17 protein-coding genes are annotated in these 22,778 nt (G+C 61.5%); 15 read left to right on the top strand and 2 right to left on the bottom strand.

All coding sequences use genetic code 11. The annotated features are described in order from the left end of the window. The first annotated feature begins 262 nt into the window (after window positions 1-262). The 15 genes from G3480_RS00155 (at window position 263) to gspD (ending at window position 16,165) form a co-directional block, all read left to right on the top strand. Window positions 263-1,594, top strand: coding sequence for a S41 family peptidase (locus G3480_RS00155; RefSeq protein WP_164651632.1), 1,332 nt, complete (start codon window positions 263-265; stop codon window positions 1,592-1,594). A gap of 119 nt (window positions 1,595-1,713) precedes the next feature. Further along, entirely contained in the window at window positions 1,714-2,268 is a 555-nt protein-coding gene (locus tag G3480_RS00150; RefSeq protein ID WP_164651631.1) for a DJ-1 family glyoxalase III, read from the top strand. Window positions 2,269-2,326: 58 nt separating this feature from the next. Then, entirely contained in the window at window positions 2,327-3,382 is a 1,056-nt protein-coding gene (locus G3480_RS00145) for an MraY family glycosyltransferase (protein WP_164651630.1), read from the top strand. Beyond that, a complete protein-coding gene (locus G3480_RS00140; protein WP_164651629.1) occupies window positions 3,370-5,259 on the top strand; it encodes a polysaccharide biosynthesis protein in 1,890 nt (629 codons plus the stop codon). The genes G3480_RS00145 and G3480_RS00140 overlap by 13 nt, the downstream gene beginning before the upstream one ends. Before the next feature lie 27 nt (window positions 5,260-5,286). Further along, window positions 5,287-7,113 carry a type II secretion system ATPase GspE gene (gene gspE, locus G3480_RS00135; RefSeq protein ID WP_164651628.1) on the top strand — a complete coding sequence of 609 codons (1,827 nt, stop codon included), beginning with the start codon at window positions 5,287-5,289 and terminating at the stop codon, window positions 7,111-7,113. Window positions 7,114-7,183: 70 nt separating this feature from the next. Next, entirely contained in the window at window positions 7,184-8,392 is a 1,209-nt protein-coding gene (locus tag G3480_RS00130; protein WP_164651627.1) for a type II secretion system F family protein, read from the top strand. Between the two features lie 90 nt (window positions 8,393-8,482). Then, the gene (gspG, locus tag G3480_RS00125; protein ID WP_240905485.1) at window positions 8,483-8,905 is read left to right on the top strand and encodes a type II secretion system major pseudopilin GspG; all 423 of its coding nucleotides are present in this window, start codon (window positions 8,483-8,485) and stop codon (window positions 8,903-8,905) included. 33 nt (window positions 8,906-8,938) lie between these two features. Further along, window positions 8,939-9,406: a GspH/FimT family pseudopilin gene (locus G3480_RS00120; protein WP_164651625.1), complete on the top strand. Its 468-nt coding sequence runs from the start codon at window positions 8,939-8,941 to the stop codon at window positions 9,404-9,406. Further along, entirely contained in the window at window positions 9,403-9,801 is a 399-nt protein-coding gene (locus G3480_RS00115; protein ID WP_164651624.1) for a type IV pilus modification PilV family protein, read from the top strand. The genes G3480_RS00120 and G3480_RS00115 overlap by 4 nt, the downstream gene beginning before the upstream one ends. 12 nt (window positions 9,802-9,813) lie before the next feature. Then, window positions 9,814-10,518 carry a prepilin-type N-terminal cleavage/methylation domain-containing protein gene (locus G3480_RS00110; RefSeq protein WP_164651623.1) on the top strand — a complete coding sequence of 235 codons (705 nt, stop codon included), beginning with the start codon at window positions 9,814-9,816 and terminating at the stop codon, window positions 10,516-10,518. Further along, window positions 10,482-11,450 (top strand): type II secretion system minor pseudopilin, encoded by a 969-nt coding sequence (locus G3480_RS00105; protein WP_240905484.1) that lies wholly within the window; start codon window positions 10,482-10,484, stop codon window positions 11,448-11,450. The genes G3480_RS00110 and G3480_RS00105 overlap by 37 nt, the downstream gene beginning before the upstream one ends. A 212-nt stretch (window positions 11,451-11,662) precedes the next feature. Then, window positions 11,663-12,760, top strand: coding sequence for a PilN domain-containing protein (locus tag G3480_RS00100; RefSeq protein WP_164651622.1), 1,098 nt, complete (start codon window positions 11,663-11,665; stop codon window positions 12,758-12,760). Further along, window positions 12,757-13,356: a type II secretion system protein GspM gene (gene gspM / locus G3480_RS00095; protein ID WP_164651621.1), complete on the top strand. Its 600-nt coding sequence runs from the start codon at window positions 12,757-12,759 to the stop codon at window positions 13,354-13,356. Before G3480_RS00100 ends, gspM begins: the two co-directional genes overlap by 4 nt. Further along, window positions 13,353-13,943 carry a hypothetical protein gene (locus tag G3480_RS00090; protein ID WP_164651620.1) on the top strand — a complete coding sequence of 197 codons (591 nt, stop codon included), beginning with the start codon at window positions 13,353-13,355 and terminating at the stop codon, window positions 13,941-13,943. The genes gspM and G3480_RS00090 overlap by 4 nt, the downstream gene beginning before the upstream one ends. Window positions 13,944-13,984: 41 nt before the next feature. Beyond that, on the top strand, window positions 13,985-16,165 hold the full coding sequence (gene gspD / locus G3480_RS00085; RefSeq protein WP_164651619.1) for a type II secretion system secretin GspD: 2,181 nt from the start codon (window positions 13,985-13,987) through the stop codon (window positions 16,163-16,165). A 61-nt stretch (window positions 16,166-16,226) separates the two neighbouring features. Here the strand turns inward: gspD and G3480_RS00080 are convergent, their stop codons facing one another. Together G3480_RS00080 and gltB are read right to left on the bottom strand one after the other, a co-directional pair. Next, window positions 16,227-17,693 (bottom strand): glutamate synthase subunit beta, encoded by a 1,467-nt coding sequence (locus tag G3480_RS00080; RefSeq protein WP_164651618.1) that lies wholly within the window; start codon window positions 17,691-17,693, stop codon window positions 16,227-16,229. Beyond that, on the bottom strand, window positions 17,686-22,341 hold the full coding sequence (gene gltB / locus G3480_RS00075; protein ID WP_164651617.1) for a glutamate synthase large subunit: 4,656 nt from the start codon (window positions 22,339-22,341) through the stop codon (window positions 17,686-17,688). The genes G3480_RS00080 and gltB overlap by 8 nt, the downstream gene beginning before the upstream one ends. Window positions 22,342-22,778 lie beyond the last annotated feature (437 nt).

Here is a 22,778-nt window from a genome sequence, read left to right as displayed (position 1 = left end):
CGGCCGGCCATCGGAGTCCACTCAGGTCGCGGGCATCGAATTTCAGCTACGTCGAACTTCAGATAATTCGCGCAACAATTCAGTCATTCTTGGATCGCGCCTCGTTGAAGGCTGTCGACAAGGGCTGAAACATGCGATCCTTTCCAGCCATCTCGGGTGCCGCGCCACATCCAAATCCCTCTGGTGCGCTCGGGGCCTCACTCGGACGCTAGGTTAGACCAGAATCATTTAGACGAGAATCATTTAGACGAGAATCATATTGATGCGCTTGCAACCTGCTTTGCTGCTTGGTGCTGGATTAGTCCTTGGTTTTTCGGTCGGGGCCTTGGGTCTCGCGACTGCGGAAGACACCGCGAAGGCGTCGGAACCAGCTGCGGTCCAGCCTAACGAAGAGCTGCCGCTCGATGATCTGCGTACCTTCGCGGATGTCTTTGGGCGTATCAAGGATGACTACGTCGAGCAGGTCGATGACAAGGCGCTTATCGAGAGCGCCATCCGCGGCATGCTAGCGGGGCTGGACCCGCACTCCTCATACTTGAATGGCGAGGAGTATCGCGACCTTCAGGTTGGTACCAGCGGGGAGTTCGGCGGTCTCGGTATCGAGGTCGGCATGGAAGACGGATTCGTGAAGGTCATCGCGCCCATCGACGATACGCCCGCCCAGCGTGCCGGGCTCAAGGCCGGCGATATGATCGTTCGCATCGACGAGAAACCAGTCAAGGGCTTGGGCCTGAGCGACGCGGTCAAGCTGATGCGCGGCAAGCCAGGGACGGAGATCAAGCTCACCATCATGCGCAGCACGGACGAGAAACCCTTCGAGGTCACGATCGAGCGCGCAATCATTCAGGTTGCGAGCGTCAAGAGCCGCATTCTCGAGCCAGGCTATGGCTATCTGCGCTTGACGCATTTCCAGGCTCACACCACCGAGGACATGCTCAAGGCCATTGATGAGCTGAAGACGCAGGCCGAAGACGGTCTCAAGGGTCTGGTCCTCGACCTTCGCAATAACCCAGGCGGCGTTCTGAACGGCGCAGTTGGCGTCAGTGATGCGTTCCTTACTGAAGGTAAGATCGTCTACACGGAAGGCCGCGTGAAGAACAGCGAGATGGAGTTCAAGGCAGGCCCGGATGATGTCCTCAATGGCGCACCCATCGTCGTCTTGGTGAACGGCGGCAGTGCCTCCGCATCCGAGATCGTCGCGGGCGCCCTTCAAGACCATAGGCGTGCCATCGTGATGGGGACCCAGACCTTCGGTAAGGGCTCGGTTCAGACCATCGTGCCCATTGATGATACCAGGGCGCTCAAGCTGACGACGGCGCGCTACTACACGCCTTCAGGCCGCTCCATCCAGGCGCAAGGCATCACGCCGGACATCAAGCTGGAGCATGGCGAGTTCAAGCCAGTGACGGATCAGAATCTCGCCGCTTTGAAGGAGGCGGATCTGGTGCGTCACCTCGAGGAGAGCGGAGAGCCGAAGCGCGAGACATCAGATACCGACGTCGATAAGCCTCTGGCCGAGGAGGATTTTCAACTCTCCGAAGCGCTCAACGTGCTCAAGGGCCTGACGATACTGGGTGGCGCGGATCGAGATTAGCTTGAGGTTCGGCGCTTGGACGGCAATTTTCGCCGCCGCGCGCCGCCTTTGCTGCCGGACGTCTGGGCACCTTGCGCATCGCAGGTGCTCAAACGAGACTAGATGAGGAGACAGATCTGATGACTCGCGTTCTCGTTCCATTGGCCCAAGGCTGCGAGGAGCTCGAGGCCGTCACCATCATCGATCTGCTGCGGAGGGCGGAGATTGAGGTCGTCACCGCCGGACTCACCGAGGGTCCTGTCAAGGCAAGCCGGGGCACCGTCTTGGTTCCCGATACCACACTTGATGCCGTCAAGGACGAGGACTTTGCGATGGTCGTGCTACCGGGAGGGTTGCCCGGTGCGCGCTATCTGGAAGAGGACGGGCGCATTCGGGCGATCCTCGAGCGGCATCAGCGCCAAGGCAGCTATACGGCCGCCATCTGTGCGGCGCCGAAGGTACTGGCCAGCGCCGGTCTGCTGGACGGACGCAGGGCGACAAGCTACCCGGGCGCACTGCTGGCGGCGGATTTCCCCAAGGTCGAGCTGGTCGATGCGCCTGTCATCGTCGATGGCAGCGTGGTGACCAGCCAAGGCCCTGGAACGGCGATGGACTTCACCCTTCAGTTGATCGAACTCTTGGCCGGCCGCGAGCGTCGCGACCAGGTTGAGCGGGCGCTCGTGCGCCCGGCGTGAAGGCGCCATCGCCACAGCGCACCGCCCTTCTCGTCTGGCTCGACTCCAGCAAGCAGCGATGAACCTAGACCTTGTGCCCCTCTTGCTTTCCCCACTCCTCGCGCTCGTGCTGAGTTTGGCCGCCACGCCTTGGCTGGCGGCCCACCCCGGCTCGGTGCTTGGACGCCTCGATCACCCCAACGCGCGCTCGCTGCACAAGCGCCCCGTCCCAAGGACCGGCGGTCTAGGGGTCTTGTTGGGCCTGCTGGCGGCTTGGCTCCTGATCGGACTTACGGGCCTAGCGCCGCCGCAGCTTGGATGGATGATCGCGGCCGTCGCCTTGGTTGCCGCAGTGGCCTTCGTCGATGACCTGGGTCACCTGCCGCCCTGGACTCGACTCTTGGCCCATTTCGGTGCGTCGGCTGTCCTGATCGCCGGCGGCATGCGTCTCGAGACGCTGGAGCTGCCCGGCATCACGCTCGGCCTCCCTGGCGTCTTTGGCATCAGTCTGACGCTGCTATTCAGTGTCTGGATGACGAACCTCTATAACTTCATGGACGGGATGGACGGCTTCGCTGGCGGGATGACAGCATTCGGATTCGGGGCACTAGCGGTTCTTGGATGGCTTGGCGGTGATCTCGCCTATGCGATGGCGGCGCTTTGTGTCGCAACGGCGGCCGCTGGTTTTCTGAGGGTCAATTTCCCGCCAGCACGGATCTTTCTCGGCGACATCGGCTCCTCGACCTTGGGTCTCCTGGCGGCGGGCTTTACCCTGTGGGGCGCCGATCTCGGACTCTTCCCGCCTTGGGCGGCGGTGCTGGCCTTTTCGCCCTTCATCGTTGATGCAACCTGGACCTTGCTCGCCAGACTCCTTCGTGGTGAGCGCATTTGGGAGGCACATCGCTCGCATCATTACCAACGGCTGGTGCTTGCGGGATGGGGCCATCGTAAGACGCTCCTGCGCGGCTACCTGGTCATGGCGGGCGCCGCAGGCTGCGCCCTGGCAGCCCCCGGGCTGCCGCCCAATGAGCAATGGATGCTGCTTGGCGCCTGGGCCGTCATCTACGCGGTGATCCACTATCGGGTGCGACTCGTCGAGCGGCTCGCGCGCTCAGGTCCGACATGCATCCAGTAATCGACCGGCTGCGCTCGCGCACGGCCGCCTTCGCCCACGATCTTCTCACCATTCCAGTCGCCTGGTTCCTCGCCTATTGGCTACGCTTCAATCTCGATCGGATCCCGCCCGAGTTCGTCGCCAGCTGGCTGGAGTCACTGCCTTGGGTCATCGTGGTCCAGGGCGCCGTCTATTGGCTGTTCGGGCTCTACCGCGGCGTTTGGCGATTCGCCTCGTTGCCGGACTTGGTGCGGATCACCAAGGCCGTCATGGCCGGGACCGTCCTGGTCGTGGTGACCCTCTTCATCGTCAATCGCTCCGAGCTACTGCCGCGCTCCGTGCCCGTGCTCTATGGCGGATTGCAGCTCCTGATGCTAGCAGCACCGCGCATGCTCTATCGCTGGCTGAAGGACCATCGACTGGATCTCTCTTCCGGTCAGCGGGTGTTGATCGTTGGGGCTGGAAGGGCCGGTGACCTGCTCGCTCGGGATATGCTGCGCGGCTCTCAGCGTGTCTATTTCCCAGTCGGCTTCGTGGACGACAAGCTGCGCCGCCAGGGCAGCGAGGTGCAGGGCTTGCCGGTGTTCGGCTCGACCAAGGAGATCCCGGAACTCGTCGTGGCCAAGGAGGTCGATCTTTTGATGCTCGCGGTGCCGGGCGCCACCGCCCGGGAGGTGCGTCGGCTCGTGGAGGTCTGCGAGCAGACAGGTCTGCCTTTTCGGATACTGCCGGAGCTGCGCAGCCTCATGGACGGCCAGGTCAGCATCAATCAGCTGCGTCCGGTCTCGATCGAAGACTTGCTCGGGCGCGAGCCGATTCAGTTGGATTGGGAGGAGATCCACGCCGGATTGGCCGGGCGCGACATCCTGGTGACAGGCGCGGGAGGCTCGATCGGCTCCGAGTTGGTGAGGCAGATCGCCGGTGCGAAGCCGGCGCGGCTGATTCTGGTCGACAATTGCGAACTCAATCTCTATCGCATCGAAATGGAGATGATCGAGTGTTATCCGGGCGTGAGCTTTACGAGACATTTGCTGGACGTCTCCGATGCTGCGGCCGTCGAAGCGCTGTTCAGGACGAGGCGCCCACCCATCGTCTTCCATGCAGCGGCCTACAAGCACGTCCCCTTGCTGCAGGATCAAGTAAGGGCCGCAGTCAAGAATAATGTACTGGGCACGCGCCTGGTGGCCGAGGCAGCGGCTGCCTATGGCTGTGAGCGCTTCCTGCTCATCTCGACCGACAAAGCGGTCAATCCAACCAACGTCATGGGGGCGACCAAACGGGTCGCCGAGACCATCTGCCAAACACTGAATGGCAGCTCGCAATGCCGCTTCATTACGGTAAGATTCGGCAACGTGCTCGGGTCCGCCGGGAGTGTCGTGCCACTGTTCAAACGCCAGATCGAGCAGGGCGGCCCGGTCACGGTGACGCACGCGGAGATCGAGCGCTTCTTCATGACCATTCCCGAGGCCTGTCAGCTCATCATGCAGGCCGCTGTGATCGGCGACGGGGGCGAGATCTTCGTCCTGGACATGGGTGAGCCTATCAAGATCCGTTATCTTGCCGAACAGATGATTCGTCTCTCGGGCCAAGAGCCTGGAGACGATGTCCCTATCGAGTACATCGGTTTGCGTCCAGGCGAGAAGCTCTACGAGGAACTCTTCTATGCCGCGGAGGAGCTGGCTCCGACTCGGCATCCCAAGATACGCGTCGCCAGGCAAATGCCTGGCCTATCGGCGGAAGCCTTCGCCCGACACTTGGATTGCTTGCGAGACAGCGCGGATCGTCTCGACGAAACGCAAATGCTGACGACCCTGCGGACCTTGCTGCCGAGCTGGCAAGCGGTCCCTGCCGCCGAGCTGGCTGAGCAACCGCCGGCCGAAATCGCTCTAAACGCTTGACCTAGATACCGCGAAAGGATCTGCTCAATGCAAGACGAAGCCCTGTTAGAGGAGGCCCCAAGGATCCGCGCCCTGCGCGACGATGGCGACGAGGTGCTATCGCCGGAACGCGATGACACAGCCGAGTCCAAGGAGACTCCGCCGGCATCCGAAGCCTCCGCCTTCCGGGATCAACCGCGCTCCGATGAGCTGAAGGTGGTGTCCCATTTACAGCACCTGGGCAAGCTATCAGCCGCGGATCTGGGGCGCGCCAAGCATCTTGCACAGGATGCCGGTGACTTCCTGCTGCCCATGCTGGTGCGGCTGGGCCTGGTGTCTGAGCGCGACATGGCGGACGCCATGGCCGAGGTCCTTCAGCTGCCCCTCGTGATCGCGGCGGCCTTCCCGGAGGAGCCGGTTCGCGAAGACCTCTTCACGCTCAGGTTCTTGAAGGATGCCCGGGTGCTCCCGATCGCTGATCAAGAGGCCGAGATCGAGGTCGCCTTTGCCAATCCGATCGATGATTTCGTGCTCACTGCGGTGGCGATGGCCGCGGACAAACCGGTCAAGGCCGCTGTTGCGCTGCCGACGGAGATCGAGTCCGCCATCGAACGGCTTTACGAGAAGGTCGAGGAAGCACCGGAAGAGGCGGAGGCGGATTTCGGCGACTTCGACGAAGAGGACATCGAGCACCTCAAAGACCTGGCAAGCGAGGCGCCGGTCATTCGCATGGTCAATCAGCTGATCCAGCGTGCGGTCGAATCACGGGCGTCCGATATCCACATCGAGCCTTTCGCCGACGAGCTGACGGTGCGGTATCGGGTCGATGGCATCCTGAAGGAGGTCGATGCGCCGCCGGTGCGCTCCACCGCAGCCGTGATCTCGCGTGTCAAAATCATGGCCAAGCTCAATATTGCCGAGCGTCGCCTACCCCAGGATGGCCGCATCCCCATCCGCATCCAAGGCAAGGAACTCGACCTGCGTGTGTCCACGGTGCCGACCATGTTCGGCGAGAGCGTGGTCATGCGTTTGTTGGACAAGGAGAGCGTGCGCTTCGACCTCGATGCCCTCGGCTTCGACGGCACGCCCCGCAAGCGACTGCAAGGCATTCTGGAGCAGCCTTACGGCATCCTGCTCGTAACGGGTCCGACCGGCTCGGGTAAGAGCACGACCCTCTACACGGCACTCAGCCGGTTGAACACCGAGTCGCGCAAGATCATTACCGTCGAGGATCCGGTCGAGTATCAGCTTCCAGGGATCAATCAGATCCAGGTCAAGTCCGCCATCGGGATGACCTTCGCGGGTGCCTTGCGGGCCATCGTGCGTCAGGACCCGGACATCATCATGGTTGGTGAGATGCGTGACCTCGAGACCGCTCGGATCGCGGTCCAATCCGCCTTGACCGGCCACGTAGTGCTCTCGACGCTGCACACCAACGATGCCGCGAGCGGCGTGACCCGCCTCTTGGATATGGGCGTGGAGGACTATTTGTTGACCTCGACCATCAACGGCATTCTCGCCCAACGCCTGGTCCGCCGGCTCTGCCCGCACTGTCGCGAGTCCTATCGCGCGGTGCCCGAGCTGGCCGCGCGTTTCGCTCACATCAGCGGTGTCGAAGACAGCGTCGATCTGCACCGAGCGGTTGGCTGCGAGGCCTGTAACGGGACCGGCTACCGTGGCCGCCTCGTCATTACCGAGGTGTTGCTGATGTCCGAGACCATCCGCAGGGCCGTGCTAGCCCATGCGACGGCGACCGACATCCGCACCATCGCGGTCGAGGAAGGGATGGAGACCATGTATCAGGATGGCCTGCGCAAAGCGCTGGACGGCCGGACCACGATCGAAGACGTCTTGCGCGTGGCGGAGGTGGATTGATGCATCGGCGCGCACGCCCGATCCTGAGCCAGCCGATGACCACCGCACCGCGATCCGCGGGGCTTCCGTCGTGACCAGGTTCTTCTACAAAGCCGTCCGACCGGATGGCGAACTCGTGGAAGGCGACCTCGAGGCCAGCGATGAGGCTGCCGTTGTCCGCCAGCTGCAGGCTGAAGGGCTGATTCCAATCGAGACCCGAACCACCAAGAGCTTGATGAGCAAGCTCGGCGGCGTCCGCAAGCGTCGCCTCACGCATAAGGAGATCGGGATCCTAACCCGCGAGCTCGCAACGCTCCTGGAAGCGGGCATGACGCTCGATCGGTCATTGCAGATTCTCATCGATCTGACCGAGGCTGAGCACTTGCTTCGGGTCCTCTCCGATCTGCAAAATCGCGTGCGTGGCGGCGGGACTTTTTCCAGTGCGCTGGATGCTCAGGACGGGCAGTTTCCCCGTCTCTACGTCAACATGGTTCGGGCTGGCGAGGCGAGTGGAGCCCTCGATCAGGTCTTGGATCGGCTCGCGGATTACCTCGAGCGGGTCGCCGAGTTGCGCCAGACGGTGACCTCGGCCTTGGTCTATCCATCCATCCTGCTCTTCGTCGCAGGCCTGTCCGTCATTCTGTTGCTGGTCTTCGTGGTCCCGCAGTTCACCGTGCTCTTCGATGACATGGGTGCGGCCTTGCCGCTGCCGACCCAAATCGTCGTGGCCACCGGGGACCTGTTCCGCAACTATTGGTGGGCGATGCTCTGCGTCATCGCCTTGATCGCGGTCGTCGTCGAGCGCCAGCTCCAGAAGTCGGAGGTTCGTGCCCGTGTCGACGATCGGCTGCTGACCCTCCCCTTGTTCGGCGATCTGATTTGGAAAATGGAGACGGCCCGGCTTTGCCATACGCTGTCGACCTTGCTGAAGAATGGTCTGCCGCTGATGAGCGCACTCACGCTGGCCAAAGAAGTCGTGGGAAATCAGCGGTTGCTTCGTCGCATCACCGAGGCCGGCGAGGAACTCAAGCACGGGCGAGGCCTTGCAGGTCCCCTGGCACGGCTCGAGGCGCTGCCCGATCTAGCGCTGCAGATGATCCGAGTCGGCGAAGAATCCGGGAGCCTCGACGCCATGCTCGCGAAGGTTGCCAGCATCTATGACCGCGAAACCCGCACCAGTGTTCAGCGCATGCTGACCCTGCTCGAGCCTGCCCTCATCATTGGGCTCGGTGTCACTGTGGCCGGGATCATCATGTCCATTCTGATGGCTATCCTGGGTGCCAACGATCTGGTTTTCTAAGCGGCGACACGCCTAGTTTTGTTGGAAATCCGCTGCGCGCCTACAATGCGCGCGCAACTACAGAGGAACTGAGGTATTCAAATGCGCTCAATGTCAGTGAAGGCTCACCAGCGCGGATTTACGCTTGTCGAGCTTCTGGTTGTTCTCGCGATTCTCGGGCTGCTGGCGGGACTCGTCGGTCCTCAGGTCATGAAGTTTCTCGGTAGCTCGAAGAGCAAGACCGCCAAGCTTCAGATCGATGACTTGTCATCCACGCTCGACCTCTATCGTCTCGAGTTGGGCCGTTATCCCAATGACGGCGAGGGCCTATCCGCGCTCGTCCAAGATCCTGGCAACCTGACCGGCTGGAACGGCCCCTACTTGAAGAAGGGACAGGTGCCCAAGGATCCCTGGGGAAACGACTACCAATATCGCTTCCCGGGTGAGCACGGCAGCTTCGATATCTGGTCGCTTGGGGCCGACAACCGCGAAGGGGGCGATGGCGAGAACGCCGACATCCGCAGTTGGGAGTGAAGTGCGCCTGCGCCTTGAGTCTGCGCTGCTTCGATGATTAAGGTGCGCAAGCGTCTTAGGGGCCGCGGCTTTACCCTGGTCGAGCTGTTGGTCGTGATGGCGGTCGCGGCGCTCATGATGACGGCCGTTCCGACACTCTTTTCGGCGGCTTTTCCGGGACTCGAGACGAAGTCGATCGCGCGACGCACCGCCGCGACCCTCAGGCTTGCCCGAGAATCAGCGATCCGCCAGGGAGAAGACAAGGTGGTCATCTTGGATCTGGAGGCTCACCGGCTGGAGCTCGAGGGCTATCGCAGTCTCAGCCTACCGACGCGCTTATCGGTCGACTTCGAGGGTGCGACCCAGGAGATGCTCGACGACCAGCATGGCGCCGTGCGCTTCTTTCCCGACGGCAGCTCGACGGGAGGGCGCATCGTCCTGTCCCACAAAGGCCATGGCTATCAAGTGGGTGTGACCTGGCTCACGGGACGGATCGAGCTGGCTACTTGGAGTGCGGAATGAGCGCCGGCGCCCGCCATCAAGCAGGGTTCTCGCTGCTTGAGGTCCTCGTGGCCTTCGCGATACTGGCCTTGTCGCTCGGGGTTATGATGGAGATCTTTTCTCGCGCCAGCATCGTCACCATCGCGTCCGCTCAATATTCTCAAGCGGCCACGCTGGCTGAGTCCGTGCTAGGCGAAGTTGGGGCAGACATTCCGCTCGAAGAGGGTGTCGTGTCGGGCGCGACGGATAGCGGCTTTGAATGGGAACTCAGCATCCAGGCCGTCGATGTGTCTGATCAGTATTTCACCGAGCCCCCGGCGACCCCCTATCGCATCGATGCGACGGTGCTCTGGAAGGATGCCGGCCGAGCGCGCAGGGTGTCGCTGACGACGCTGCGCTTGGGCGAGCGCCTTTGATGGGCCGCGCCCGTGACCAATAGACGCTCCGGCGGCCGCCACGGGCGCGGTGGTTTTACCCTCATCGAACTGGTCATTGCGCTTGCGATCATCGGGCTGATCTCGCTGCTTCTCTTCTCGGGCCTGCGACTCGGCTCGCGCTCTTGGGAGGTCGTCGAGCGGGTTTCTGGTCAGATCTCGGACCTCAGACTGGTCGACGGCTTCTTAAAGCAGACACTGTCTCAGGCAAGGCCGGCAACAGCGACCTACGAGGGAACTCCCAGATTGGTCTTTGGTGGCGACGCCGAGCGGTTGGAGCTGGTCGCACCCCTATCGGCACATGTGGGGGTCTCCGGTCTCTACATTCTGCGCCTTGAAGTCGAGGAGCGGGCGAAGGGGCGGGCCCTGGTGCTGACCCGCTGGTATCTCCATGACGAGGTTCTGGAAGGCGGCGACGACTATCCCGCTTGGGAGCCATTGGAAGAGGCGGGAATGGGTGATGTCGGGGATTATTCCACTGACATGGACGCGGCCGGCGGCGCCTTTGGACGCACTCTGCTGCTCGATGGGGTGACTGATTTCCGGTTTGCCTACTATGGTCAGATCGAAGGGGATACAGAGCTGGATTGGCACGACGAATGGCTCGATCAGCGACAGATGCCAGTGCTGCTTAGCCTCAGTTTCCGGACGGAGAGCCAGGCATGGCCGGATCTCATCATCGCGCTGCCCAGCCAATGAGCCCTGGAGTGTGCCACGGGAGGCAGCGCGGTATCGCCCTGATGCTCGTGATGTGGGTCCTTACCCTGCTCACGGTCATGGCCGTCAGTCTCACTGCAACGCAGCGTACCGAGACGGCCTTGACGGAGAACCACGTCGCCGCAGCGCGTTTTCGCGCCCTTGCTGACGCCGCCCTTGCCTACACTGCGCTGGATTTCATGATGCAGTCTCCTGGCACTGACGAGGAGACCGAAGCGACCTGGCTGCCTAATGGCCAGGAGCGCAGGTGGCTTTTCAACGGTATCGAGCTAAGCATTGCTGTCTTCAACGAGACATCCCGTATCAATCTCAATCTGGTCCAAGCCGAAACGCTGGCAGATCTTCTGAGCGTCCTCGGAACCCCAGAGGACGAGGCCAATGCGCTGGCCGCGGCAATCGTCGACTGGCGGGACGAGGACGACTTGGCGCTGCTCAACGGAGCCGAGGACGAGGACTACGAGCGCTCCGGAGCTGCGATCGGGGCAAAGGATGCGAACTACACCTCGGTGGAAGAGCTGCGGCAGGTGCTCGGAATGAGCGAAGACATCTATCGGCGACTCGTCCCGGAGGTCACCGTGGATGGGGAGGCAGCGACTCCGGTGGAGCGGTTTGCCTCCCCGGCAGTTCTTGCGGCAACCCGAGGTATCTCCCTTGAGGAAGCGGTCGAAGAAGTTGGCACACGAGACCTGACCACGGTGCCGGAAGCGACGGCCGCCAATGCCCTCGATCGGGGTGGGCCGCTCTATCGCGTCCAGGTCACCGAGCGACGGACCGACAAGACAGGGCGACGTATGGAGGCGCTGATCCAGCTCAACCGCGGCCAGCAACCACCCTATCTGGTGCTCTGGCGGCGCTACGGCCTTTCCCTCAAGGATCCGGTCTATGGCGAGGCCGATATCGGGGAGGGCGGCTGAGTGCTGCGAGCACGCGAGCACTTTCTCGACGCTCGTCCGCGAAGTTGCCATGATTTCTCCCTCTTGCCTGAACGCTGTCGCGGTAAGATGAGATCCTACGAAATCGTCGGGCTCAGCTGTTGGCGAGCCGAGGGATGCATCGGTTAAGCTTAGCCCTTTCGTCACGCCCTAGAATCCGACCCGATGAAGCGGCCGAGCCTGTTCTCGCAGTAATGACCCTCTTTCAGCGCCTCAATGACTTGTTGACGCGAACTTCGCTGCCCTCGCCTCTCCTCAGGCAAGCACAGGCAGCGAAGGCGCGTCTACTGGGCTGCCTGCCGCCGGTTGTGCGGCAGGCCCTGGCTCGCCGTAATCCAGTTCTCCTCATCAACGTCGATGGTGAGCGCGCAACCTTGGATCTGACCACTGGTTTCGAGACCGAGCCGGTGGGCGAGGTCGATCTGCGCCACAGCCTGTCGCTCCCCTCCGAGATCGCCGAAAGCGACAAGGGCCAGAATTACAGCGTGGAGCTGCGGCTGCCCCAGGGGGCTGTGCTGACCCGCTCGGTCTCCTTTCCCATCCAGGTTCGGGCCAACTTGGGGCAGGTCGTTCGCTATGAACTCGATCGTCTAACGCCATTTCAACCGGATGACGTGGTTTTCGATTTTGCCCAACAGCCGGCGCCCAAAAGCGCCAATCGTTTCAGCCTAGATCTCGCCGTCTGCCGCCGTGATCTGGTCGAGCAGTGGATCGAGCGGATGACGGCGCTGGGCGCACCGCTTGACCGCATTTCCTGGCCGGATGCCTGGCCGGGTGCCAATTTACTTCCCGCCGAGCGACGTCCGGCTCGGCGCCGATTCCGGCCCGGATTGAATGCCGTGCTGACGCTCGTCGCCGTCCTACTGGGTGTCGCGGTCCTCGTGACGCCGCTGTGGCAAAAGGAGCAGCTCGCAGGGGCGCTCGACCGGGAGCTGAGCGAGGCTCGACGGCAGGCGATTGCGGTGGATGAGCTGCGGCAAGAGTTGGAGCGTGCGAGAAAGGGAAGCACCTTGGTGCTTGAGAAGAAGCTGGAGCAGCCTCCTATTCTGGAGCTGCTGCGCGAACTTACGGACCGACTTCCCGAGGATACTTGGATCCAAAACCTGGAGGTCGACGACGACGAGGTTGACCTCAGAGGGGAATCCGGCCAGGCGACGGCCCTGATCGCCCTGCTCGAGCAGGCACCTGGAATCGAGGGGGTCTCCTTCAAGTCTCCAGTCACGCAAATCGCTCGAACCGGGAAGGAGCGCTTCAACATTTCATTCCGCTATGTCCGTCAGAGGGAAGAATGACGTCGACATCCAATCGCTATTGCGGTCTCGTTCTGGCCGCTATGATCCTGCTCCCGGTGCTGGCCGTCGCTAGCCTTGCGCTTCCCTGGGCGACCAAGTTGTCTAGTTTGAATGAGACCGTCGACGATCGCCAGGATCAGCTCAACCGATATCGTCGTCTTGTCCAATCGCTGCCGAGCATTCGTGCAGAGCTGGAGCAAGTGCGCAGCAATGACGACTTCAAGGCGTTCTACTTCAAGGCAGAGACCCAGGCTCTCGCCGGCGCGCAGCTCCAAAGTCAAGTCCAAGACATCGTGAGCGGGGCTTCGGGCCGTTTGATCAGTACTCAGATCCTTCCCGAGGCTAAGCAGGAGGATCCGTCTCGGGTTCGTGTTCGGACTCAGATTCAGGGCTCGACAGATACGCTGCTCGACGTCCTCTACAAGCTCGAACAGGCCCGTCCCTTCCTGTTCGTCGAGCGACTTTCTGTTCGTTCCTCAGCCCGCCCGGAGACTTCGTTGCGCAATACGAGGCGCCGCCGTTTGCCCGCGCAACAGATGGGTGAATTGACCATGCGCATCGACATTTTCGGTTTCGTCCTTGGGGCCGAATCATGATCAGGGCGATTCTTGGGCTCGTCGTACTCACCTTGGTCGCCATCCTCTCACTCCAGTGGCTGGGTTGGTCGCCCGATGCCATTGCGCCTGCGACCTCACCAGCACCGACCGAACCTGCCCCGGCCAACAGTGCGAGCCCCGCAGCCCCTGAGCTGCTGTCGAAGCTTGATGCTGCAGAGTCGAGAGATAGTTATGTGAGCGTTGTGGAGCATCCTCTCTTTCGCCCTGATCGCAAGCCTGAGGAGCCGGAGGATGAAGAACCAGAGGTGCCCGTCGCCGAAGAAGAGAGTCACGAGCTTGACGCCATCGACTTGAGCGCCGTTCTCATCAGTCCAACGATCGTTTCGGCCTGGGTCAAGAATCCTGCCGAACCTAAGCTCCAGCGGTTGCGGATCGGCGATGAATTTCTCGGCTGGTCGGTCAGCGACATCTTGGAGGACCGCGTTCTGCTCGTGCGACAGGGCGAGCAGGATAAGCTAATATTGCGCGACTATAGCAAATCACCATCTGCCGCCCCGCCCGCGCGGACGCCGGCTAGGCGCAGCCCTCCACGCCCTCCGCGCCCCGCCAATCCCCCTAAGAGATAACCAACGGGTCGAGACGAAGCGACCATCGCGACTGAGGCACTATGTACGCCGAAAACTGCTCAAATCGCGGCCTCCAGCTCGGAAGCTGGCTCCGCGCTATCCTGATTGCAAGCTTTCTCTTCTCCCTTGTGGGCTGCGAGCGCAGCTATTGGGACCCGACCGTCAAGGTCGGCGATCTCGAAGGCCATGTCGTCGATCCCACACAGGTGAAGCTGCGCGATAGCTTCAAGGGGCGCGGGGGTACGGGGGCCGAAACCATCGCCATTGGTGGGGACGATCAACCGCCTAAGACAGTCGACTCACTGCAACGCGGCACCGGCACCTTCGTTCGCAAGGTGACGCCGCCTAAAGTGGACACCGCAGCGGGAGACGTGACCCTCAACTTCGACGGTACGGATATCCGCGAGGTCGTCAAGGTCGTCCTCGGCGACCTTCTAAAAGTCAACTATGTGCTCCATCCGAGTGTGCAGGGCGTTACCTCTTTGCAAACGGGTCGCCCGCTGCGTCGCGAAGACCTGATCCCCACCCTAGAGACGCTGCTGCGAATGAACAATGCCGCCATCGTCTATCGCGGCGGCACCTATGAGGTCGTCCCCCTGGCCAACGCGGTCCAGGGGAAGGTTGTTCCTCAGCTCGGCGACTCTTCGCGTGCCTTGCCCGAGGGCTACAGCGTCCAGGTCGTCCCGCTGCGCTACATTGGTGCGGAGGAGATGAGCAACATCCTCCAACCTCTCGCCCCGGAAGGCAGCGTCATTCGGATCGACAATCTGCGTAATCTGCTGGTCATCGCCGGCACGAGCCCGGAGATGGGAAACTTGCTCGACACCATCCGCGTCTTCGATGTGGACTGGATGTCTGGGCTTTCCGTCGGCTTCTTCGTGCTGGAGTACGCGAAGGCTAAAGACGTTCAGACTCAGCTTCAGAGCCTCCTTGCGGAAGAAGACGGCAACCCGCTCAAGGGGCTCTTTCGCTTCGTGCCGATCGAAAGTGCGAATGCCCTCTTGGTGGTTTCTCCCCAAGAAAGCTATATCCAGCAGGCGCGCAACTGGATCGAGCGTTTAGATATGGCTGAGGCGAGCGGCGACTCAGCCGAGCGTTTGTTTGTCTACCGTGTCAAGCACAGTGACGCAGAGAGTCTCGCCGATATCCTTTCTCAGCTTTTCGGTGGCTCCAGCAGCTCAAGCAAGCGCTCCGTGGGCAGTGTCGCACCTGGTATGAGTCGCTCCAGCATCGGTTCTGACCGAGACTCGGGAAGCACCGATACGGGCTCAAGCATACAATCTCGGAATCAGGGTGCCTCGTCGCGTGAACTCGAGATGTCCTCCAGCGTGAATATCGTGGCGGACGCCGTGAACAACTCCTTGCTCGTCCGCGCGAGCGCACGCGATTACAAGAAGATCCTCGATGCCCTCAAGCAGCTGGATATCGTTCCCCTTCAGGTCCTGGTGGAGGCGACCATCGTCGAGATCACCCTGTCGGGAAATCTTGAATATGGTGTGCAATGGGAACTCTTTGGTCCTTCCACGAGCGGGAAGAGCTACGCGAGCTTGGACGGCACGCTGGATAATTCAGAGAGTTCCGGGATCTCGACGATATTCCCCGGCTTCAACTGGGCACTCGTCTCGAGTCCGGATACCATCAAAGCGACCCTGAGTGCACTGGCTGGCGAGAATCTCGTCAATGTGCTCTCGTCACCATCGGTCATGGTCATGGACAACCAGACCGCGAAGATCCAGGTTGGCCAGCAGGTTCCGGTTGCCACATCGCAGCAGCAGAGCACCTCGACCGTAGATCGCGTCATCAACACGATCGAGTACAAAGACACGGGTGTCATGCTGACCGTGAAGCCTCGGGTGACGCCAGGCGGCTTGGTCCAGATGGAGATCGAGCAGGAGGTGAGCACCGTTGCGTCAACTGCGTCAGAACTGCAGTCGCCGACCTTTTCGACCAGGAACATCACGAGTTCCGTGGCCGTTCGCTCGAACCAGGCTGTCGTCCTGGGTGGCCTCATCCAAGACCAAAGAGCCGACGGTAAGCAGGGTATTCCGGGGCTCTACGGCCTCCCGTTCGCCGGCGCACTTTTCGGGGAGCGGACCAAGTCGTCCAACCGCACCGAGCTGGTCGTGGTGTTGACTCCAAAAGTCATCTCGAGCGATCAAGACATCGAGTCCGTCACGGAGGATTTCCGCCGCAAAGTCCAGGGTCTGAACTTCACTTTCTGATCACCAAAAAGAAAGCGGCCAGAGTGGCCGCTTTCGATTTTCCGCTTGAATCAGGACGTCTCTATCGAGGCAGATCCGTTTCGCCCATTAGCCACTCATCGACGGCCCTAGCGCACTGCCGTCCCTCGCGGATTGCCCAGACAACGAGTGACTGGCCGCGCCGCATATCTCCGGCACAGAAGACGCCCTCGACCGAGGTGTGATAGGCGTCAGCGCCCTCCGTGCTGCCCTTGATATTGCCTCGCGCATCAAGCTCCAGGCCTGCGGATTGCCGCAGCTCGTCGATCATGCCCTCATGCACTGGGTGCACGAAGCCCATTGCAAGCAGGACGAGATCCGCCTTGAGTTGGCCCTCACTGCCTGGCACTTCCTGCATCTGCCAACGTCCATCGGCGTCCTTGTCCCAGCGCACGAGGCAATAATTCAGCTCAGTGACCCTACCTTCCGCATCACCGGAGAATGACTTGGTCGCGAGGTTCCAGAGACGTTCGCAGCCTTCTTCCTGGGACGAAGAGGTTCGGAGCTTGTTCGGCCAGTTCGGCCAAGTCAGGGCCTTGTCTTCCTTCTCCGGGGGCTTGTCCAGAATCTCAATTTGGGTGACCGACTTGGCGCCGTGTCGGATCGAGGTGCCGATACAATCGGAGCCCGTGTCTCCGCCGCCGATGACAACCACGTGCTTATCCTGCGCACTGATGAGTTCTTCGTCAGAGACGTAGGTTCCCTGGACCCGTTTGCTGTTACGCGTCAGGAAGTCCATCGCGAAGTGAATCCCATTCAGCTCCCTCCCTTCTACGGGAAGGTCGCGCGGCTTTTCGGAGCCGCCAGCGAGAACAACGGCATCATAGTCCTCTCGGAGCTTCGTCACGGGAATGCTGACGCCGATGTGTGCGTTGGTGTGGAATTCGACGCCTTCGGTCCGCATCTGCGCCATTCGGCGATCGATCAACTCCTTGTTCAGCTTGAAGTCCGGGATACCGTATCTGAGTAGACCGCCGATGCGATCGGCTTTCTCATAGATTGCCACCTGGTGGCCGGCGCGGGCGAGCTGCTGGGCAGCGGCGAGTCCGGCAGGTCCTGAGCCTACAACGGCAACGCGCTTGCCTGTCCTGCGCTCCGGGACCTGTGGTTTGATCCAACCCTCATCCCAAGCGCGGTCCACGATGGCGCATTCAATCGTCTTGATGGTGACGGGCGCGTCATCGAGGTTGAGCGTGCAAGACGCCTCGCAGGGGGCTGGACAGATGCGCCCAGTGAACTCGGGAAAGTTGTTCGTCGAGTGTAGGACCTCAATGGCCGCCTCCCACTCACCCCGGTAAACCAGGTCATTCCAGTCCGGAATAATGTTGTTGACCGGGCACCCCTGATGACAATAGGGAATGCCGCAGTCCATGCAGCGCGCGCCCTGCTCCCGGAGTTCAGCATCCGCAAGCGGGATTACGAACTCGACGTAATTAACGACCCGATCTCCAACCGGCTCATAACGCCGGTCACAACGGCCGTATTCCATGAAACCAGTCGGCTTACCCATGCTCAACGATCCCCTTTAACGGCTTGCTCGGCTGCGGTGGCCGGCTCTGACTCGCTTGCATCTCTTGGAGCGCATGCCTGTAGTCCACCGGCATGACCTTGACGAACTTGGGCAAGTAGTCAGCCCAGTTGTCGAGGATGCGGCGTGCGACCTCTGAGTTGGTGTAGTGCAGATGACGTCCGATGAGGCGCTTGAGCCGCAAGCCGTCATAGCGAGTCATGTCATGACTGATGTCGACGCGGCCGTGAGTCTCCAAGTCACCGCCCTGGTGCTCGAATGCCTCGAGGGCATCATCCTCGTCGGTGATGGGCTCCAGCTCGACCATGGCGAGATTGCAGCGATCGGCGAATCCACCGTCCTCGTCCAGGACGTAGGCGACGCCGCCCGACATGCCTGCGGCGAAGTTGCGTCCGGTGGGCCCCAGAACCACGGCAACGCCTCCGGTCATGTACTCGCAGCCATGGTCGCCGACGCCTTCGACGACGGCCGCGGCGCCCGAGTTGCGCACGCAGAAGCGCTCCCCAGCGACTCCGCGGAAGTAGCATTCTCCGGTAATGGCACCGTAAAGCACCGTGTTGCCGACGATGATGTTCTCTTCCGCGGGTCCAATCGCTGACTCAGCCGGCGGATAGATCACCAAACGGCCACCTGAAAGGCCTTTACCGACATAGTCATTGCCTTCGCCCTCGAGTTCGACGGTCACACCGCTTGCCAGCCAGGCGCCGAAGGATTGTCCCGCAGTTCCCTTTGCCTTGATGTGAATGGTGTCGTCCGGCAGCCCCGCATGCCCATAGCGCTCGGCAACGCGCCCGGACAGGAGTGCTCCGAAGGTTCGGTTGTAGTTCTTGATCGGTGTCTCGATCCGCACCGCCTCGCCGCGCTCGAGGGCGGGTGCGGCCTGGCGGATGAGCTCGTGGTCCAGGGCCTTATCGAGGCCGTGGTCCTGAGGCTCGCAGTTGTAGATCGCGACTTCAGCGCCGACCTGCGGTTTGGCCAACAGCAGGCTGAAGTCGAGTCCCTGGGCCTTCCAGTGGTCGATCGCGCGACGCATCTCGAGACGGTCGGATTGACCGATCATCTCGCTCATGGTTCGGAACCCCAGCTTGGCCATGAGGCGTCGCACTTCCTCTGCAATGAAGAAGAAGAAATTGATGACGTGCTCGGGCTTACCGGTGAAGCGCTTGCGCAGCTCGGGATCCTGGGTCGCAACACCGACTGGGCAGGTGTTGAGATGACACTTGCGCATCATGATGCAGCCTTCCACGATCAGCGGTGCGGTGGCGAAACCAAACTCGTCTGCCCCCAAGAGCGCGCCAATCACGACATCACGTCCCGTACGCATGCCCCCATCGACTTGAACGGCGATTCGACCGCGAAGCCGATTCAGCACCAGGGTCTGGTGTGTCTCCGCGAGTCCGATCTCCCAGGGAGAGCCAGCGTGCTTGATCGACGTCAGTGGACTTGCACCTGTGCCGCCATCGTAGCCGGAAATGGTCACATGATCGGCGTGGGCCTTGGAGACGCCAGCGGCGACGGTCCCCACGCCGATTTCTGAGACCAGCTTGACGGAGACGCGGGCATTGGGATTGACGTTCTTGAGATCGTGGATCAGCTGCGCCAGGTCTTCGATCGAATAAATATCGTGATGCGGCGGTGGCGAAATCAGCCCGACCCCAGGCGTTGAGTGTCGCACCCGTGCTATCTGAGCGTTGACCTTGTGGCCCGGTAGCTGCCCACCCTCGCCGGGCTTGGCGCCTTGGGCGATCTTGATCTGGATGTCATCGGCGTTGACAAGATACTCTGCGGTGACACCGAAACGTCCGGAGGCCACTTGCTTGATCGCGGAGCGCTCCGGATTCCTCGCGCCGTCAGCCAGGGGCATGAAACGCTCCGGCTCCTCACCGCCTTCGCCAGTGTTGGACTTGCCGCCGATCGCGTTCATGGCCTTGGCTAAGGTCGAATGCGCCTCGTAGCTGATCGAGCCGAAGGACATGGCCCCGGTGGCGAAGCGCTTCACGATCTCCTTAGCGGGCTCGACCTCCTCGAGCGGGATCGGCGTATCGGCGAGCTTGAAGTCCATGAGCCCACGCAGCGTAAGGAGACGCTCGTTTTGCTCGTTGATGAGCTTGGAGTATTCCTCGTAGTTCTGCCAGCTGTTGGCGCGGGTCGCGTGCTGGAGCTTGGAGATGGTCTCCGGGGTCCAGACATGATCCTCGCCACGGATCCGGAAGGCGTAGTCGCCGCCCGCATCCAGATGCTTGCGCAGCACCTGATCGTTGCCGTATCCCTGGGCATGCCAGCGCACCGCTTCCTGGGAGATCTCCGCCAAGCCGACGCCCTCGATCTTGCTCTGGGTGCCGGTGAAGTACTCGCGCACGAAGTCGGTATTGAGGCCGACCGCGTCGAAGATCTGAGCCCCACAGTACGACTGAAAGGTCGAGATCCCCATCTTGGACATCACCTTCTTCAGTCCCTTGCCGACCGCCTTGATATAGCGGCTCTGCGCCTCGTCGAAGCTTAGCTTCTCTGGAAGCCCGGGCAGCAAAGACTGAATGGTGTCGAACGCCAAATAGGGATTGATGGCCTCGGCGCCGTATCCGGCGAGCGTGGCGAAGTGATGTACCTCGAGTGCTGCACCCGTCTCGACGACGAGCCCCGAGCTGGTCCGCAGTCCGCGCCGGATCAGGTGGTGATGCACGGCCGAAGTCGCCAGCAACGCGGGAATGGGGATGTAATCCCGATTGGTGTTGCGATCCGACAGGATGAGGATGTTGTAGCCGGCCAGCACCGCCTCTTCCGCCGCCCCGCACAGACGCTGCAGGGCGTCGGACATGCCGTCGGCACCCTCGGCCGAGGAATAGACCATGTCCAGGTTCTTGGTGCGGAACGCGCCCCCGGAGCTATCCTCGATGTGGCGAACACGCTCCAGATCCTGATTGGTGAGGACGGGCTGATTGACCTCGAGGCGCCAATGTTTGCCGGCCTCATTCAGGCCAAGGAGGTTTGGTCGCGGCCCGATCAGCGACACCAAGGACATGACCAGCTCTTCGCGGATCGGATCGATCGGAGGATTTGTGACCTGCGCGAAGTTCTGCTTGAAGTAGGTCGACAGGTGCTTGGCGCGACCCGAGAGGACCGACGGGGGGTTGTCCGCACCCATGGAACCGATGGCTTCTTGCCCAGTGATCACCATGGGTGCCAAAAGGAACTTCAGATCCTCCTGCGTGTATCCGAACGCCTGCTGGGCGTCCAGCAGCGTCTCCGCGTCCGGTGCCATGGGAGCCACATTCGTCGGTAGCTCGTCGAGATGGATCTGCGTCTTGGCCAACCACTCCCGGTAGGGTTGGGCCGTCGCCAGCTCGGCCTTGATCTCTGCATCGTCAATGATGCGGCCCTGCTCGAGATCGATCAGGAACATCTTGCCGGGTTGCAGGCGCCACTTCTTGACGATGCGCTCTTCGGCGATATCGAGCACGCCCATCTCCGAGCCCATAATGACCATATCGTCGTTGGTCACCAGGTAGCGTGCCGGGCGCAGACCGTTGCGATCAAGCGTCGCACCGATCTGGCGGCCATCGGTGAAGGCAACTGCGGCTGGGCCGTCCCATGGCTCCATGAGCGCGGCGTGGTATTCGTAGAAGGCGCGGCGGTCGTCATCCATTTGCTTGTTGCCAGACCAAGCCTCCGGAATCAGCAGCATCATGGCGTGCGCCAAGGAGTAGCCGCCCATCACCAGGAGTTCAAGGGCATTGTCGAAGCATGCCGAATCCGATTGGCCTTCGGGGATCAGCGGCCAAATGCTATCCAGATCCTCGCCAAGCACGTCGGAGCGCATGGTATGCCGGCGCGCCGCCATCCAGTTGACGTTGCCGCGCATGGTATTGATCTCGCCGTTGTGGCAGATCATGCGGAATGGCTGCGCGAGATCCCAGGTTGGGAAGGTATTGGTCGAGAATCGCTGATGGACCAGTGCCAGGGCCGAAGCGAAGCGCTCGTCGCTGAGGTCGAGATAGTAGCGCCCGACTTGATCCGCGAGCAGCATGCCTTTGTAATTGACGGTCCGCGAAGACAGAGAGGACACGTAGTAGGCCGTCTTGTCGTAGCCGGCACTGCGGATCTCATTGTCCATCCGCTTGCGGATGACGAAAAGGCGCCGCTCGAAGCTGTCTTGATCGGGGCAATTCTCGCCACGGCCAACGAAGACCTGACGAACGACCGGTTCGGTCGGGAGGACACTCTCGCCAAGGTCGGCATTATCGACAGGGACATCGCGCCAGCCGAGGACGTTTTGCCCGCCTTCTTGCAGGCGACGGTTGACCGTGTTCTGCATGGCTTCGCGGTCTTTCTCGTCTTGTGGGAGAAAGACCATGCCAACGCCGTAAGAGCCGGAAGGCGGCAGCTCGAAATCAACCGCAGCACGGAAGAAATCGTCAGGGATCTGCACCAGAATTCCTGCGCCATCGCCGGCCTTCGGATCGGCGCCGACAGCGCCACGATGAGTCAGGCGTTCGAGGATCTCCAATCCCTGACGGACGATCGCGTGGCTGCTCTGATTCTTGATGTGACATACGAAGCCGACGCCACAGGCGTCGTGCTCGTTCTCTGGGTCATAGAGACCCTGTGCGGGTGGTAGGGCACGAAGGCTCATCGCTGACCTCGTTGATACCTGGGGTAAATGATTCCGATCGTAATACTTACCCATGGCCGTCGTCGGCTCCTCCCGCAGAGGTGAGCCGAGCCGAGTCCTAGGTAGGCAGCACAATCCTGTGATCCTCAATGCCGGAAGTCGCCTGATGAGGCGAGGCGTCAGGTGGGACGCAAGCCTTCCCTCAAGGATGACCAGACTTCAGCGATCAGGTTCAAAGTGTCGCTCGTTCAGGACGGCACCGAGAGCCCTAACGAGCCTGAAACCCGACCGAAATGAAATCGCGAACCGCGAATCTTACCGCTGTTGCAGAGGGCGTGCCACTGCTAGGTGCTGGAAAATTAGCAGTTTAGAGGAGCGGCCTCGAGGTCTGGTGCACCAGATGCACCAAGAAGATGCGCGATGCACTGGAATCTGCCGAGACGGGGGTCGTCAAGGAT

The sequence above is a fragment of the Thiorhodococcus mannitoliphagus genome (assembly GCF_010915725.1).
GTDB lineage: Bacteria > Pseudomonadota > Gammaproteobacteria > Chromatiales > Chromatiaceae > Thiorhodococcus > Thiorhodococcus mannitoliphagus.
This window is presented reverse-complemented; position numbering and strand designations above follow the sequence as displayed.

Coding starts and splice junctions, on each gene's coding strand:
- G3480_RS00155 (WP_164651632.1), top strand. CDS start 263: ATGCGCTTGCAACCTGCTTTGCTGCTTGGTGCTGGATTAGTCCTTGGT.
- G3480_RS00150 (WP_164651631.1), top strand. CDS start 1,714: ATGACTCGCGTTCTCGTTCCATTGGCCCAAGGCTGCGAGGAGCTCGAG.
- G3480_RS00145 (WP_164651630.1), top strand. CDS start 2,327: ATGAACCTAGACCTTGTGCCCCTCTTGCTTTCCCCACTCCTCGCGCTC.
- G3480_RS00140 (WP_164651629.1), top strand. CDS start 3,370: ATGCATCCAGTAATCGACCGGCTGCGCTCGCGCACGGCCGCCTTCGCC.
- gspE (WP_164651628.1), top strand. CDS start 5,287: ATGCAAGACGAAGCCCTGTTAGAGGAGGCCCCAAGGATCCGCGCCCTG.
- gspG (WP_240905485.1), top strand. CDS start 8,483: ATGTCAGTGAAGGCTCACCAGCGCGGATTTACGCTTGTCGAGCTTCTG.
- G3480_RS00120 (WP_164651625.1), top strand. CDS start 8,939: ATGATTAAGGTGCGCAAGCGTCTTAGGGGCCGCGGCTTTACCCTGGTC.
- G3480_RS00115 (WP_164651624.1), top strand. CDS start 9,403: ATGAGCGCCGGCGCCCGCCATCAAGCAGGGTTCTCGCTGCTTGAGGTC.
- G3480_RS00105 (WP_240905484.1), top strand. CDS start 10,482: ATGGCCGGATCTCATCATCGCGCTGCCCAGCCAATGAGCCCTGGAGTG.
- G3480_RS00100 (WP_164651622.1), top strand. CDS start 11,663: ATGACCCTCTTTCAGCGCCTCAATGACTTGTTGACGCGAACTTCGCTG.
- gspM (WP_164651621.1), top strand. CDS start 12,757: ATGACGTCGACATCCAATCGCTATTGCGGTCTCGTTCTGGCCGCTATG.
- G3480_RS00090 (WP_164651620.1), top strand. CDS start 13,353: ATGATCAGGGCGATTCTTGGGCTCGTCGTACTCACCTTGGTCGCCATC.
- gspD (WP_164651619.1), top strand. CDS start 13,985: ATGTACGCCGAAAACTGCTCAAATCGCGGCCTCCAGCTCGGAAGCTGG.
- G3480_RS00080 (WP_164651618.1), bottom strand. CDS start 17,693: ATGGGTAAGCCGACTGGTTTCATGGAATACGGCCGTTGTGACCGGCGT.
- gltB (WP_164651617.1), bottom strand. CDS start 22,341: ATGAGCCTTCGTGCCCTACCACCCGCACAGGGTCTCTATGACCCAGAG.